Source organism: Micromonospora sp. NPDC051300, from assembly GCF_044455315.1.
Taxonomy (GTDB): Bacteria; Actinomycetota; Actinomycetes; order Mycobacteriales; family Micromonosporaceae; genus Micromonospora; species Micromonospora robiginosa.
On record NZ_JBITEP010000002.1, the window covers coordinates 98,651 to 113,062 of the forward strand.

Here is a 14,412-nt window from a genome sequence, read left to right on the forward strand (position 1 = left end):
GCGTCGGGCGGCTCCCGCCCGACGCCGCCCTGCCCGACAGGTGTTAAGCGGGGCCCCCTCCTATACCGAATGCGTTAAGAGGGGGCCCCGCCTTTCACTTGTGCCAGGTTCGGGGGCCCATGCCGCCGGGGCCGGGGAAGACGCCGGACTCGGCGGCCTTGAGCACGGCGTCGGCCTGCTCCTGGGTCAGCTTGCCGTCCTTGACGGCCTGGTCCAGCCGGTCCTTCAGCGCGGCCTGCCGGTCCTGTGCCGACGGCGGCGTGGGCCGCTCCGGGCGGTCGGCCTGGCGCTGCTCGCGCAGCTTCTCCAGGGCCGCGGTCACCCTGTCGGCCGGGACGCCCAGCTCCTTGGCGAGCGCCTCGGCGAACTCGGCCTGCCGGTCGGCGTGCTGCTGGTGGCGGTCGCCGTCCTGCTGGGTGCTCGCGCCGGCGCTCGGGCTGTTGTCGTCGGCGAGCGCCACCGTCGGGGCGGCGATCCCGACGCCGAGCACGCCGGCGGCGGCCAGGCCGACCAGCAGGCGCTTCCTCGTCATGCGGATCATGCGGTTCTCCTGTTCGGTGGTGGTGCGATGACCTCACTGACAGTGACTAACGGAGCTGGGGGCAACCCGTGGCGAACCTGTCAGCGAGCTGGCAGTCCGGGGCGAGGATCCGGACAAAAGCGGTTGCGCGGTCACCGTGGCGATCGCGAGGGTGGCGGAATCCCGACGAAAGGCCATCCCTCATGACACAGCCCGTCATCCGCGAGATCCCGCTGACCGGGCCGGACTCCGGCCCGTACGCGATCACGGTCGGGCCGGACGGCGCGCTCTGGCTGACGCTGGCCGGGTCCGGCGGCGTCGCCCGGCTGGGCCTCGACGGCGACGTGCGGGTCCACCGCGGCGACCCGCCGGAGAGCCGCCCGCTGATCATCACCGCCGGCCCGGACGGCGCGCTCTGGTACACCCGCTCCGGCGACCACCGGCTCGGCCGGATCACCGTCGACGGCGAGAGCAGCTCGGTGGCGCTCCCGCCCGGCTGCGCCCCGTGCGGCCTGGCCGTGGGCCCGGACGGCGCGCTCTGGTACGCCGGGACGGGCGACGACACGGTCGGCCGGGTCACCGTCGACGGGCAGGTCAGCACGTTCCCGCTGCCGGGCGCCAAGACGTTCCCGTCGATGCTGGCCGCCGGGCCGGACGACGCGCTCTGGCTCACGCTCAACCAGGCGAACGCGATCGCCCGCGTCGACCTGGACGGCTCGGTGACGCTGCACCCGCTGCCCACCGAGGCGGCCGGACCGGTCGGCATCACCCGCGGCGGCGACGGCGCGCTCTGGTTCGTGGAGATCCTCGCCGGGCAGCTCGGCCGGATCACCCCGGACGGGCGGATCGACGAGTTCCCGCTGCCCGACCGGGCGGCCCGGCCGCACGCCGTCGTCGCCGACCCGGCCGGCGGCTGCTGGTTCACCGAGTGGGCCGCGAACCGCATCGGCCACCTCGCCCCCGACGGCACGTTCACCCACCACACCCTGCCCACCCCGCGCTCCGAACCCCACGGCCTCACGCTCACCCCGGACGCCACGGTCTGGACCGCCCTGGAGACCGGCGCGGTAGCCCGCCTCACCCCACCCCGAGCGCGCGCGGCGGGCGGCGCCGTCAGCGGACGGCGGGGGTGACCGTGAGGGTGGCGGTGGTGGTGTCCAGGGTCGCTCGGGTGTTCACCGGGACGGTGAGCTGGTCGGGGCCGTGGCCGATGGGGAGGCCGCCGAGGACCGGGACGCCCAGGTCGCCCAGGCGGTCGGTGAGCACGTCGACGATCGTGGTGTCCCAGCCGTCGGCGCACTCGGTGAACTGGCCCACCGCCACCCCGGCGAGCCCGGCCAGCGCGCCGCACCGGCGCAGGTGGGTGAGCATCCGGTCGACCTTGTACGGCGGCTCCTGCACCTCCTCCACCAGCAGGATCGCGCCGGTGAGATCAGGCATGTCCGGGGTGCCGACCGACGCGGTGATCAGGCACAGGTTGCCGCCGATCAGCCGGCCCTCGGCCCGCCCGGGCACCCGCACCGGATAGGTCTCCTCCGTCTCGACCGCCGCCACCGTCACCGGTTCGGTGGTGGTCAGCGCGGCGTGCAGCGACTCCGCCGAGCGGATCGGGGTGCGCTCGTCCCGCCAGGCGGCGCCGGGGCCGTGCACCCCGGCCAGCCGGGCGCCCCGCCAGAGCGCGAACTGCAACGCGGTGATGTCGGAGAAGCCGGCCACCACCTTCGGGTCACGGCGTACCGCCGCCATGTCGATCAGGTCGACCACCCGCTGCGCGCCGTAGCCGCCCCGGGTGCAGATCACGCCCCGGATCTCCGGGTCGGCGAACGCCGCGTTCAGGTCCGCGGCCCGCAGCGCGTCGTCGCCGGCCAGATAACCCCGTCGGGCGTACGCGTTCGGCGCGGGCACCGGTCGCAGGCCCCAGCCGGTGAGCAGCTCGATGCCGCGGGCCACCCGCTCGGGACGGGTCGGGCCGGACGGCGACACCAGCATCACCGCGTCGCCGGGGCGCAGGGCCGGTGGGCGCAGGCAGTCGTCGGTGGGCACGACCGCGAGCCTAGTGCGGCCGAGCCGGACCGCCCGCGCGCGGGCGTACCGGCTAGCCTCGACGTCGTGGCGACCGCGCTGGTGATCGAGAACGACCCGACCGACGACCTCCGCCGCCTGGGGGAGTGGCTCACCGAAGGGGGCCTGGAGCTGCGCGTCGTGCGCCCGCACGCGGGCGACGCGCTCCCCGCCGACCTGACCGGGTACGCCGCGCTCGTGGTGCTCGGCGGCGACCAGCAGGCCTATCCGCTGGCCGACGACAGTCCCGGCGCGCCCTGGTTCCCGGCGCTGGAGGGGCTGCTCCGCAAGGCGGTCCGGCACCGGGTGCCCACGTTGGCGATCTGCCTGGGCGCGCAACTGCTCGCCACCGCGCACGCCGGTCGGGTCGAGCGCAGCCCGTCCGGGCCGGAGGTCGGGCCCACCGTGGTGGGCCGGCGCGACGCTGCCGAGACCGACCCGCTGTTCCGCTACGTGCCGCTGATGCCCGACGTGCTCCAGTGGCACGCCGACGAGATCACCGAACTGCCGCACGGCGCGACGCTGCTCGCCGCGTCCACCCGCTACCCGCACCAGGCGTTCCGCCTCGGCGACCGGGCCTGGGGGCTGCAGTTCCACATCGAGTGCGACACCGCGATGATCGCCGAGTGGTCCCGCGACTCGGCCACGCTGGCCGAGCTGGGCTACGACCCGGAGCTGGTGGTGGCCGCCTGCGACCGGGCGATGGCCGACGTCGAGGAGGCCTGGCAACCGTTCGCGATCCGGTTCGCTGCGCTCGCGCTCGGCGAGCTGGGCGACGACGACAGCCCACGCCGCACCCTGCCGCTGCTCGGGGCGTGAGGTGACCCGGCCGGCTCGCGGGCGCCTGGCTCGCTACGGCTTCGCCGAGGGCGACGGCGCCACCCGCGCCGCCGACCTGCTCGGCCCGGACGGGCTCGGCCTGTGGCGCCCGGAGACGCAGGAACCGGTCGACGACCGGGCCGCCGAACTGCTCACCGCGCTGTCCCGGGCCGCCGACCCGGACCTGGCGCTGCGCCAACTGCACCGGCTGGTCGAGTCGGAGCGGCGCACCGGGGACGAGGTGGCGGTCCGCGACGGGCTGGCCGCCGACCCGGGGCTGCGTCGCCGGCTGATCGCGGTGCTCGGCGCCTCCTCGGCGCTCGGCGACCACCTGGTCGCCAACCCCGGGCAGTGGGCGGTGCTGGCCACCGAGCCGGACGGGCTCGCCCCGACCGCCGACGGCCGCCTCGACCTGGCCGCCGCCGCCAAGCTGACCGCCGTCACCGGCGCGGTCCCGCTGCTGCGGCAGGCGTACCGGTTGGCGCTGCTGCGGATCGCGGCGGCCGACCTGACCGGCGGGCGTGGCCTGGAGCAGACCATGGCCGCGCTCTCCGGGCTGGCCGACGCGACGCTCGCCGCCGCCTACGACATCGCCGTCGACGAGCTGCCCGAGGGCACCGCCGCGCCCCGGCTGGCGGTGGTGGCGATGGGCAAGTGCGGGGGCGGCGAACTCAACTACGTCTCCGACGTCGACGTCATCTTCGTCGCCGCCGGCGACGACGACCTCACCGCAGCCACCCAGGTCGCCGCCCGGCTGATCGGTGTGTGCGGGCTGGTCGCCTGGCCGGTCGACGCCGCGCTGCGTCCGGAGGGCAACCGGGGCCCACTGGTCCGCACGCTCGCCAGCCACCTGGCCTACTACCGCCGCTGGGCCCGCACCTGGGAGTTCCAGGCGCTGCTCAAGGCCCGACCGGCGGCCGGCGACCTGGAGCTGGCCCGGGAGTGGGTCGAGGCGCTCGCCCCGCTGGTCTGGACCGCCGCCGAGCGGCCGGAGGCGGTCTCCGACGTGCGGTCCATGCGCCGCAAGATCCTCGACAACGTGCCGCCGAAGGAGCTGGAACGCGAGATCAAGCGCGGTCCGGGCGGGCTGCGCGACATCGAGTTCGCCGTCCAGCTCCTCCAACTCGTGCACGGCCGCGGTGACGAGTCGCTGCGCGTACCCGGCACCATCCCCGCGCTGCGTGCCCTGGTCGCCGGCGGCTACGTGGGCCGCGCCGACGGCGAGGCGCTGCTGCGCGGCTACCGCTTCCTGCGCGCCGTCGAGCACCGGCTCCAGCTCCAGGGCCTGCGCCGCACCCACACCGTGCCGACCGAGCCGGCCGCGCTGCGCTGGCTCGCCGCTGCGCTCGGCTACGCCGCCACCCCGGGCCGCAGCGCCGTCGAGGAGTTCCGCGCCGAGTGGGTCACCCACGCCACCGAGGTACGCCGGCTGCACGCCAAACTGCTCTACCGGCCGTTGCTGGAGTCGGTGGCCCGGGTGCCCGCCGAAGGGCTGCGCCTCACGCCCGAGGCGGCCCGGCACCGGTTGGAGGTGCTCGGCTTCGCCGACCCGGCCGGGGCGCTGCGGCACCTCCAGGCGCTCACCGGCGGGGTCAGCCGCACCGCCGCGATCCAGCGCACGCTACTGCCGGTGCTGCTCGACGAGTTCGCCGACGCGCCGGAGCCGGACCGGGGGCTGCTCAACTACCGGCAGGTGTCCGACAAGCTCGGCAGCACCCCCTGGTACCTGCGGCTGCTGCGCGACTCCGGCCCGGTGGCGCGCCGGCTGGCCCGGGTGCTCTCCTCCTCCCGCTATGCGGCCGACCTGCTCGCCCGGGAGCCGGAGGCGCTGCGGTTGCTGGCCGAGGACAGCGAACTGACCCCCCGCCCCCGGGAGACCCTGGTCGAGGGCTTCGCCGCCGCCGCGGCCCGGCACGACGACCCGGTCGAGGCGACCCGGGCGGTCCGCGCGCTGCGCCGCCGCGAGCTGGTCCGGATCGCCGCCGCCGACGTGCTCAGCCGGGCCGGTTCGCTCGCACCGCTCACCCCGCGCCCGGTCGGCGGCGGGGAACGCCGGCCCACGGTGGTGGACGTGACGGCGGTCGGCGCCGCGCTGTCCCACGTCACCGACGCCACCCTGGCCGCCGCGCTGCGCGCCGCCCGGGCAACCCAGCCCGGGCCACCCGGACTGCGTTTCGCGGTGATCGGCATGGGCCGCCTCGGTGGGTACGAGTCGAACTACCTCTCCGACGCCGACGTGCTGTTCGTCTACGACCCGCCGGCCGGGGTGGAGGAGAGCACGGCCAGCGCCGCCGCGCACGCGATCGCCGAGGAGCTGCGTCGACTGCTCTCCGCGCCCGCCCCCGACCCGCCGCTCGGCGTCGACGCCGACCTCCGCCCGGAGGGCCGGCAGGGCCCGCTGGTCCGCAGCCTGGCCGCCTACGCGCAGTACTACGCCCGCTGGTCGCGGGTGTGGGAGGCGCAGGCGCTGCTGCGCGCCCGGTTCGTCTGCGGCGACGCCGAGCTGGGCGCCGAGTTCGAGGCGATGATCGAGCCGGTGCGCTATCCGGCCGGCGGGCTGACCCGCGAACAGGTGGTGGAGATCCGCCGGATCAAGGCGCGGGTGGAGACCGAGCGGCTGCCCCGCGGCGCCGACCCGGCCACCCACACCAAGCTGGGCCGGGGCGGCCTGGCCGACGTCGAGTGGGCGGTGCAACTGCTCCAGCTCCGGCACGCCGGCGAGCTGCCCGCGCTGCGCGGCACCCGTACCCTCGACGCGCTGGCGGCGGCCCGCGACGCCGGCCTGCTCGACGGCGAGGAGGCGGTCGAGCTGGCCGCCGGCTGGACGCTCGCCGCCCAGGTCCGTGACGCGTTGATGCTGGTGCGGGGCCGGGCCGGCGACCAGTTGCCCCGGCACGGGGTGGAGCTGGCCGGGGTGGTGCGCCTGCTCGGCCGCGACGACCCGGGCGAGTTCCTCGACGAATACCTGCGCGTCGGCCGCCACTCCCGCACCGTCGTCCAGCGCATCCTCGAAGCCCCCCTATAAGGAGGGGCCCCCTGTTAACGCCTGAGGTATAGGCGGGGCCCCTTCTCAACACCGGCGCTCAGCCGGTGACGGTGTAGGTGCCGGGGCGGGGGACCGTCACGGTGAGCCAGTCGCCGGCGGGGGAGAGCGTGGCGCCGCCGGTGACGGTCAGCCAGCGGTCGTGGCGGACCCGGACCGGGACCGGGCCGGCCGCGGGCGTGCGGAACGTGACCGAGGCGCCGTCCTGCCGGACCAGCTCGCCGGGCGCCCCGACCAGCGGGGTGGGATCGGCGACCGCGTACAGCCGCCAGTGCCGGTCCGACCAGACCTCGGTCAGGTACGGCTGCCCGGCGGTCACCAGCTCCGCCTCGGGTCGGCCCACCCAGGACAGCTCGGCGTCGGGCACGGCGACGTACTGCACGGCGTTGTCGGCCAGCCAGGCCCGGTAGCTGTCGGCGGTCAGCGGGACGCCGGTGCCGGCGGTGCCCGGCACGGTGGTGAAGAACAGCGGGTTGCGGTCGATGTCGGCCTGCCGCAGCCAGCCCCGGGCCAGCGGCACCTCGCCGAGCCGGGCGGCCTCCCAGTAGTTGCGGGTCGGCGGCACCTCCACCCGACCGGTGAGCCCGCGCCGGGCCAGCTCCGCCCGCAGCGGCGCGAAGTACGCCGGGTCGGCCGTCGGGTCGTCGGCGCTGCGCAGGTCGGCGGTGACCACCGGCGGCTGCCACCAGCAGACCACCGCCAGCAACGCGGCCAGCCCGACCGCCCCGGCGCCGCGCGGCAGGCCGCGCCCGAGAGGTGTACGCCCGGTGAGCGCGCGGGGGAGCGTCGCGGCGGCGGCCAGCACCGGCAGCGCGAACATCACCACCAGGCGGGTGGCGTTCAACCCGACCGGGGTGGGTAGCAGCGCCGCCGCCAGCACCCCGGCCGCGGAGAGCAGCGCGCCCACCCGCACCGGCCGGTACGCCACCAGCGCCGCCACCAGCAGGCTGGTCACCACGGCGTGCACCGTGTCGGTGCGGCTGATGTTCATCCAGCCGCCCTCGCCGAACAGCAGCCCGGTCACCGCGAGCGGCGCGGCGGCCGGCACGGCGAGCAGCAGGCCGTCGGCCCACCGCCGGCCGAGCAGCAGTGCGACGCCGGCGAGCCCGACGAACAGCCCGGCCACCGGACTGGCCGCCGAGGCGAACAGCGCGGCCACACCGACGGCCACGGCGCGCGGCAGGCCGGCCCAGCCGGCCGCTCCGGCGGGTGTCGGACCGGTCGAGTCGGCCGCGCCGGCGGGCAGCGAGTCGGGCGACGGACCGGTCGGGCGGGCGGTCCGGGACCGTGTCGAGGTGGTGGGCAGGGTGAGGGCGAGCAGCGCGACCAGGCCGAACGCGACGCCGAGGGCGTAGGTGACCCGGCCGGAGACCAGGTTGCCGGCGATCGTGACCACCCCGACCAGGCTGCCCAACAGTGGGCGGGGCACCCGCGCCCGGACCAGCAGGGCCGCGAACGCGACGGCCGAGACGAGCAGCGCGAGCGCGCCTGTGGGGCGTACCCCGAGCAGCGCCATCAGCGGCGGGGAGACCAGGCTGTAGCCCCACGGGTGCACGCCGCCGTACCAGCGCAGGTCGACCAGGGCGGGCCCGTGCGCGGCGAAGAACCCGGCGCGGGCGACCTGGGCGGAGAGGTCCGAGCCGGTGGCCGGCAGGATCAGGTGGAGAGCGGCGAGGACGAGCGCGGACACGGCGGACACCGCGACCACCCGACCGCCGCGCATGCCCACCTCCTGATCGCGAACCACCGTACTGGCAGCATGGTGAACGTGTCTCACCACCTCTCGCGCTGGACCGGTCTGGCCGGCTCGGCGTTGCTCGCCGTGGCCGCGTACCTCGGTGGCGCGCTGCCGGACGGTGACCTGCGCCCCACCCCGGTCAGTATCTGGCAGGGCCGGAACGGGCCGCTGATCATCGCCCTGTGGCTCGCCGGCACCGGGCTGTTGGCCTGGGCGTGGTGGTCGCTCCGGGACCGGGTGCCGTCGAGCCGCTGGGCGCTCGTCACGGTCGGGCTGTGGCTGCTGCCGATGCTCGTCGCACCGCCGCTGGGCAGCCGGGACGTGTACGCGTACGCCTGCCAGGGTGCCAGCTTCTCGGCCGGGATCAACCCGTACGAGCAGGGCGTGTCGGTGCTGCCCTGCCCGTGGCTGGACACCATCTCGTACATCTGGCGGGACACCCCGGCACCCTACGGGCCGCTGTTCGTGCTGCTCGCCGGCGCGGTGGTGAAGGCCACCGGTTCGCTGTGGGGCGCGGTCGCGTTGTTCCGGGTGCTCGCCCTGGCCGGGGTGGCGCTCACCGCCTGGGCGCTGCCGGTGCTGGCCCGCCGCTGCGGGGTGCCGCCGCGGCGCGCGCTCTGGCTGGCGCTGGCCAGCCCGCTGGTGCCGGTGCACCTGGCCTCCGGGGCGCACAACGACGCGATGATGGTCGGCCTGCTCGTCGCCGGCCTGGCCGTGGTGGCGGCCCGACCCGGCCGGCGGGGCCCGCTGCTCGCCGGCGGGTTGCTGCTGGGCCTGGCCGCCGGGATCAAGGTGACCGCGCTGGTGGTGGTGCCGTTCGCGGCGCTGGCCGCGGTCGTCGGGCCGTACCGGATCCGGACGCTGGTCCGCGACGGCGGGTGGGTGGTCGGCGGCGCGTTGGCCTCGCTTGCCGCCGCGACGCTCGTCGCCGGCCTCGGTCTCGGCTTCATCAGCGGGCTGGAGCAGGGCGGCCTGGTGGTGGCCTGGACCTCGCCGCCGACCGCGGTCGGGCAGACCGTGGGCTACCTGCTGGCGCCGTTCGGGGTGCACGTCGACGCGCTGCCGGTGACCCGGGCGATCGGCATGGTGGTGCTCGTCGCGCTGCTGGTCTGGCTCTGGTTCCGGGCGTGGCGTCGGGGCGAACCGTTCTGGCACGCGGCGCTGGCGCTTGTCGCCACCGTCGGGCTGTCGCCGCTGTTCCATCCCTGGTACTGGCTGTGGCCGCTGGCGGTGCTGGCCGCCTCCGCGCGCCGGACCGGCTGGTTCTCGATCGTCACCCTGGTGTCGTCGTTCCTGGTGCTGGCGGACGGGACCGGTTTACCCCGCTACACCAAGATGCCGGGTGCGCCGCTGATGACGTTGTTCGTGATCGTGCTGGTGGTGTGGTTGGTACGGTCGGCTCGGAAGGAGCGGCAGCCGGTCCCGGTGGAGTGAGGAGGCGTCGGTGAGCGAGTCCGACGCGCCGGTACGGCCGGTCGCCCCCGCGTTCGCCCGCTACGCCGGTCTCGCCGGAGCGGTCCTGCTCACCGTCGCCGGCTGGCTGGGCGGGGCACTGCCCGACGCCCCGCCGCGCGCCACGCTCGCCGCGCTGTGGCAGGCCCCGCACGGGCCGGTGACGCTCGGCTGCTGGCTGGTCGGGACCGTGCTGCTGGTCGGCGCCTGGTGGTCGCTGCGCTGGGGCGCCCCGTCCGGGCGGTGGGCCTACCTGACCGCCGGGCTGTGGTCGCTGCCGCTGCTCGCCGCGCCGCCGCTGGGCAGCCGGGACGTCTACTCGTACGCCTGCCAGGGCTGGACCTGGACGCAGGGGGTCAGCCCGTACCGGGTGGGGGTCGCGGCGGCCGGCTGCCCGTGGACCGGGTCGGTGTCGCCGATCTGGCGGGACACGCCGGCGCCGTACGGGCCGTTCTTCGTGCTGCTGGCGGGCCTGGCGGTGCTCGCCGGCGGCGGCCTGGTCGGTGCGGTCGTGCTGCTCCGGCTGGTCGCGGTGGCCGGGGTGCTGCTGGCCGCGCTCTGCCTGCCCGGCCTGGCCCGCGCCGCCGGGGCGCCCACCCGCCGGGCGGCCTGGCTGGTGCTCGCGTGCCCGCTCGTCGCGGTGCACCTGGTGGCCGGCGCGCACAACGACGCGCTCGCGCTCGGGCTGGTCCTGTTCGGGCTGCTGGTGCTGGTCCGCCGGCCGGGCAAGCCGCGCGCGCTGGTGGCGGCCGGCGTGCTGCTGGGCCTGGCGGTCGCGGTGAAGGCGATCGCCGTGGTGGTGCTTCCGTTCGCGGCGCTCGCCGCGGTGCTCGGCCGGTACACCTGGCGGGCGCTGCTGCGCGACGGGGGCCGGCTGGCCGCCGTGGTGCTCGGCACGCTGCTGGTCCTCTCGCTCGCCACCGGCCTCGGGCTGGGCTGGGTGGACGGGCTCGGCCGCAGCGGCGACTCGCACCAGTGGACCTCGCCGCCGACCGCCGTCGGTTTCGTCGTCGACTACGCCGGCGAGCTGGCCGGCCGCCACCCGCACGCCGTGCCGGTGACCCGGGTGGTCGGGCTGGTGCTGCTGGTTGGGCTGCTGGTGGCGCTCTGGTGGTGGGCGTGGTCGGCGCTGCGTGCGCTGAACGACGCCAGGCAGCGGGTGGCCCGGCTGACCGTGGCCCGCCCCCGGGTGGCGCTGCTCGGCGCCGGGCTGGCGCTGGCCGCCACCGTGCTGCTCGCCCCGGTCTTCCACCCCTGGTACGCGATCTGGCCGTTGACCCTGCTCGCGGTGGCGGTGGTGTCGCCGGCCCGGACGGTCTGGTTCGTGGCGCCCTGCGCGGTCGCCTCGGTGCTCACCTTCCCGGACGGCACCAACCTGGCCCGGTTCACCAAGGCGCCCGGCGCGGTGCTGATGACCGTGCTGGTGGTCGTGGTCGTGGTGCGCGCGGTACGGGCCGGGCCGGCCCCGCGGTGGCGGAGCCGGCCCGGCCGGTGCTGACGAGCGTGCTCAGCAGTCGAAGTACATGGCGAACTCGTGCGGGGTCGGGCGCAGGCGCACCGGGTCGACCTCGTTGGACCGCTTCCAGTCGACCCAGGTGGAGATGAGGTCCGGCGTGAAGACGCCGCCGTCCAGCAGGTAGTCGTGGTCGGCCTCGAGCGAGTCGAGCACGGCCGGCAGCGAGCCGGGGACCTGCTTGACGTCGCCCCACTCCTCCGGGGGCAGGTCGTAGAGGTCCTTGTCGATCGGCGCCGGTGGCTCGATCTTGCTCTTGATGCCGTCCAGGCCGGCCATCATCATCGCGGAGAAGGCGAGGTAGACGTTGGCCGACGGGTCGGGGACGCGGAACTCGACGCGCTTGGCCTTGGGGTTGCTGCCGGTGACCGGGATGCGGGTGCACGCGGAGCGGTTGCGCTGCGAGTAGACCAGGTTGACAGGCGCCTCGAAGCCCGGCACCAGGCGCCGGTAGGAGTTGACGGTCGGGTTGGTGAAGGCGAGCAGGGACGGCGCGTGGTGCAGCAGGCCGCCGATGTACCAGCGGGCGGTGTCGGACAGCCCGGCGTAGCCGGTCTCGTCGTAGAACAGCGGCTCGCCGTTCAGCCAGAGGCTCTGGTGGGTGTGCATGCCGGAGCCGTTGTCACCGAACAGCGGCTTGGGCATGAACGTGGCGGTCTTGCCGTTGGCCCACGCCTCGTTCTTCACGATGTACTTGAAGAGCTGGAGCTGGTCACCGGCGTGCAGCAGGGTGGAGAACTTGTAGTTGATCTCCGACTGGCCGGCGGTGCCCACCTCGTGGTGCGAGCGCTCCACGGTGAAGCCGGTGTCCACCAGCCGCCGCACGATCGAGTCGCGCAGGTCGGCGTAGTGGTCGACCGGCGGGACCGGGAAATAGCCGCCCTTGTAGGCGGTCTTGTAGCCCCGGTTGCCGCCCTCCTCCTCGCGGCCGGTGTTCCAGGCGCCCTCGATGGAGTCGATGTAGTAGAACGACTGGTGCGCGGACGTCTCGTGGCGGATCGAGTCGAAGATGTAGAACTCCGCCTCGGCGCCGAAGTAGGCGGTGTCGGCGATGCCGCTGGCGGCGAGGTAGGCCTCGGCTTTCTTGGCCACGTTGCGCGGGTCCCGGGAGTAGGCCTCGCGGGTGAACGGGTCGTGGATGAAGAAGTTGATCGCGACGGTCTTCTGCTTCCGGAACGGGTCGACGAACGCGGTGGCCACGTCCGGCAGCAGCAGCATGTCCGACTCGTGGATGGCCTGGAAACCGCGGATCGACGAGCCGTCGAACGCGAGGCCGTCGGTGAAGACGCTGTCGTCGAAGGACTCGACCGGCAGGTTGAAGTGCTGCATCACGCCGGGCAGGTCACAGAAACGTACGTCGACGAACTTCACGTCCTCGTTCTTGAGGTAACGCAGGAGTTCCTCGGGATTGGCGAACACACGTCCTCCTGGCAGGTCCACTCCGGTCGCTGGCTGGTGGCGACGCTATGGCCGGGCGGTTGCCCGGCCGTGTCTCCTCTGTTTCCGCCGTGTTACGTCGCTCGCGGAGCGTCATCGCCCGCACCTTCTGACGGCAGTTGACGGCATTGTCGGATTTTTCGCTGGGTGCCGAGGCGGCGCTACCCTGGCCGCTGTGACCGATACCGCCGCCGCACCGGTGCCACCCGCCGCCGACCCCGCCTTCACGCCCCCGGGCCTCGGCCGCCGCTTCGGCGCGCTGATCATCGACTGGGTGCTGTGCCTGATGGTCGCCCGGGCCTTCGCCGACCCGGTCCGCGACGGCTGGCCGCCGGTCCTGGTGCTGATCCTCGAATACGGCTTCTTCCTCGGCCTCTTCGCCCAGACCCCCGGCATGTACCTGACCCGGCTGCGCTGCGTGGCCTGGGCCGACGGCGGCCGGATCGGGCTGGCCCGGGGCCTGCTGCGCGGCCTGCTGCTGGCCCTCGTCGTCCCGGCCCTGATCATGGACCAGCACCGGCGCGGCCTGCACGACCGGCTCACCGGCGCCGTCGTCACCGACGCGCCCCGCCGCTGAACCACCCCGACGACGAAGGAGCCGGCCCCGCGGGGGACCGGCTCCTTCTCCGCGTACGACGGGAGTCAGCGACCCCGGGTCTGCCGGAACGCGCCCCGCGCCGGCCGCATGTTCTTCGGCACCGCGCCCTTGGGCATCTGCGGCCGGGCGGTGAGCGCCTTTAGCCGCTTGTCGAGGGCGTTGACGTCCTTCGGGGAGAGGGTGCGCGGCAGCCGCATCACCGTCATCCGCAGCTTGCGGACCGGCAGCTCACCCTCGCCGGAACCGATCACGTAGTCGTGCAGCGGGGCCGAGCCGATCACCTTGGCCAGCCGGCGCTTCTCCTGCCCGAGCAGACCCCGCACGCGCTGCGGGTTCCCCTCGGCCAGCAGGATCACGCCGGCGCGGCCCAGCACCAGGTGGATCATGTCCATCTGGGTGGTCGAGCTGACCGCCGGGGTGACCCGCCAGTCGCCGCGCATGCTCTCCATGATCTGCGCCGCCGCGCCGGGCTGCCCCTCGGCGGCGTTCATCATCGCCTTGTTGGACCGCAGGTTGAGCACGATCAGCAGGGCGAGCAGCGCGAGCAGGATGCCGATCGGCAGCCAGATCCAGCCCCAGGCGAGCACCGCGACCACGGTGAGCGCGAGCGGGATCAGCACCGCCGCAGCGGCCAGCGGCGCGAACCACTTGTCCTGCTTGGCGGTGAACTTGAACACCATCCCGATCTGCTTCAGCCGCTGGCCGAACGAGACCTTCTCCTGGGGCTTTGCCATGCCGCAGAGTCTAGTGGTCGGCGCTCGACCCGTTGATCCGTGGCCACCCGTTCCGCCGAGGGCTGAGTACCTTACGGCCGCGCCGGCCCTCCCGGCCGCCGGGTAAGGAGGCGGCGCGGGGTGAATATCGGGCGACGTACCCATGCGCCGGGGCCCCCTTCGCGCGGAGAGTCGACCTCGACAGCGAGCACCACACCGCACGACAGGGAGATCCGAGATGTTCGGCAACGACGCAGAGTTCCTGCTCAGCATCCACCGCAGCCACGCCTCCGAACTGCAGGCCGACGCGGCCCACGACCGGCTCGCCCGGTCGCTGGCCCGCCGGCACGCGCACGGCTGGCTGAGCCGTCGCAGGCACACCGCCCGCACCACCGACGCCCGCCGGTGACCGCCCCACCGGTCACCGGTCCGGCCGTCGCCGGCGCGGTGGACGCCGGTCCGACCGTCACGGGGGCGGTCGGACCGGCGGTCGGCGTCGGGTCGGTCGGCTCAGCCGG

The 14,412-nt window shown here is 75.0% G+C and carries 12 protein-coding genes; 7 read left to right on the top strand and 5 right to left on the bottom strand.

Going from position 1 to position 14,412, the window contains the following annotated elements:
- Positions 1-94: 94 nt before the first annotated feature.
- Positions 95-541, bottom strand: a complete 447-nt coding sequence (locus ACIA5A_RS03580) for a hypothetical protein (protein WP_396756026.1) — start codon at positions 539-541, stop codon at positions 95-97.
- Between the two features lie 182 nt (positions 542-723).
- Between ACIA5A_RS03580 and ACIA5A_RS03585 the strand changes: the two genes are divergently transcribed.
- A complete protein-coding gene (locus ACIA5A_RS03585; protein WP_396756028.1) occupies positions 724-1,653 on the top strand; it encodes a virginiamycin B lyase in 930 nt (309 codons plus the stop codon).
- Here ACIA5A_RS03585 and ACIA5A_RS03590 read toward each other — a convergent pair.
- On the bottom strand, positions 1,634-2,563 hold the full coding sequence (locus tag ACIA5A_RS03590) for an LD-carboxypeptidase (protein WP_396756030.1): 930 nt from the start codon (positions 2,561-2,563) through the stop codon (positions 1,634-1,636). The genes ACIA5A_RS03585 and ACIA5A_RS03590 overlap by 20 nt on opposite strands.
- A 66-nt stretch (positions 2,564-2,629) precedes the next feature.
- Here ACIA5A_RS03590 and ACIA5A_RS03595 point away from each other — a divergent pair, with 66 nt between their 5' ends.
- Together ACIA5A_RS03595 and ACIA5A_RS03600 are read left to right on the top strand one after the other, a co-directional pair.
- Positions 2,630-3,400, top strand: coding sequence for a type 1 glutamine amidotransferase (locus ACIA5A_RS03595; protein ID WP_396756032.1), 771 nt, complete (start codon positions 2,630-2,632; stop codon positions 3,398-3,400).
- 1 nt (position 3,401) lies between these two features.
- Positions 3,402-6,425: a bifunctional [glutamine synthetase] adenylyltransferase/[glutamine synthetase]-adenylyl-L-tyrosine phosphorylase gene (locus tag ACIA5A_RS03600; RefSeq protein ID WP_396756034.1), complete on the top strand. Its 3,024-nt coding sequence runs from the start codon at positions 3,402-3,404 to the stop codon at positions 6,423-6,425.
- A gap of 58 nt (positions 6,426-6,483) precedes the next feature.
- On the opposite strand, the gene ACIA5A_RS03605 is transcribed toward ACIA5A_RS03600, so the two are convergent.
- Entirely contained in the window at positions 6,484-8,166 is a 1,683-nt protein-coding gene (locus ACIA5A_RS03605; RefSeq protein WP_396756036.1) for a hypothetical protein, read from the bottom strand.
- A 45-nt stretch (positions 8,167-8,211) separates the two neighbouring features.
- Here ACIA5A_RS03605 and mptB (ACIA5A_RS03610) point away from each other — a divergent pair, with 45 nt between their 5' ends.
- Positions 8,212-9,615: a polyprenol phosphomannose-dependent alpha 1,6 mannosyltransferase MptB gene (mptB, locus tag ACIA5A_RS03610; protein WP_396756489.1), complete on the top strand. Its 1,404-nt coding sequence runs from the start codon at positions 8,212-8,214 to the stop codon at positions 9,613-9,615.
- A gap of 10 nt (positions 9,616-9,625) precedes the next feature.
- A complete protein-coding gene (gene mptB, locus ACIA5A_RS03615; protein ID WP_396756038.1) occupies positions 9,626-11,131 on the top strand; it encodes a polyprenol phosphomannose-dependent alpha 1,6 mannosyltransferase MptB in 1,506 nt (501 codons plus the stop codon).
- 9 nt (positions 11,132-11,140) lie between these two features.
- Here mptB (ACIA5A_RS03615) and glnA read toward each other — a convergent pair whose 3' ends face one another.
- Positions 11,141-12,565, bottom strand: coding sequence for a type I glutamate--ammonia ligase (glnA, locus tag ACIA5A_RS03620; RefSeq protein ID WP_181569646.1), 1,425 nt, complete (start codon positions 12,563-12,565; stop codon positions 11,141-11,143).
- 184 nt (positions 12,566-12,749) lie between these two features.
- Between glnA and ACIA5A_RS03625 the strand changes: the two genes are divergently transcribed.
- Positions 12,750-13,160: an RDD family protein gene (locus ACIA5A_RS03625; protein ID WP_396756491.1), complete on the top strand. Its 411-nt coding sequence runs from the start codon at positions 12,750-12,752 to the stop codon at positions 13,158-13,160.
- Between the two features lie 65 nt (positions 13,161-13,225).
- On the opposite strand, the gene ACIA5A_RS03630 is transcribed toward ACIA5A_RS03625, so the two are convergent.
- Positions 13,226-13,915: a DUF4191 domain-containing protein gene (locus ACIA5A_RS03630; RefSeq protein ID WP_396756040.1), complete on the bottom strand. Its 690-nt coding sequence runs from the start codon at positions 13,913-13,915 to the stop codon at positions 13,226-13,228.
- Positions 13,916-14,132: 217 nt separating this feature from the next.
- Here ACIA5A_RS03630 and ACIA5A_RS03635 point away from each other — a divergent pair, with 217 nt between their 5' ends.
- Positions 14,133-14,303, top strand: a complete 171-nt coding sequence (locus ACIA5A_RS03635; protein WP_396756042.1) for a hypothetical protein — start codon at positions 14,133-14,135, stop codon at positions 14,301-14,303.
- Positions 14,304-14,412: the final 109 nt, after the last annotated feature.

What these genes read in the sequence shown, in the direction of transcription:
- ACIA5A_RS03605 (WP_396756036.1), bottom strand. Translation starts at nt 8,166, where the DNA reads ATGCGCGGCGGTCGGGTGGTCGCGGTGTCCGCCGTGTCCGCGCTCGTC.
- ACIA5A_RS03580 (WP_396756026.1), bottom strand. Translation starts at nt 541, where the DNA reads ATGATCCGCATGACGAGGAAGCGCCTGCTGGTCGGCCTGGCCGCCGCC.
- ACIA5A_RS03630 (WP_396756040.1), bottom strand. Translation starts at nt 13,915, where the DNA reads ATGGCAAAGCCCCAGGAGAAGGTCTCGTTCGGCCAGCGGCTGAAGCAG.
- ACIA5A_RS03635 (WP_396756042.1), top strand. Translation starts at nt 14,133, where the DNA reads ATGTTCGGCAACGACGCAGAGTTCCTGCTCAGCATCCACCGCAGCCAC.
- ACIA5A_RS03585 (WP_396756028.1), top strand. Translation starts at nt 724, where the DNA reads ATGACACAGCCCGTCATCCGCGAGATCCCGCTGACCGGGCCGGACTCC.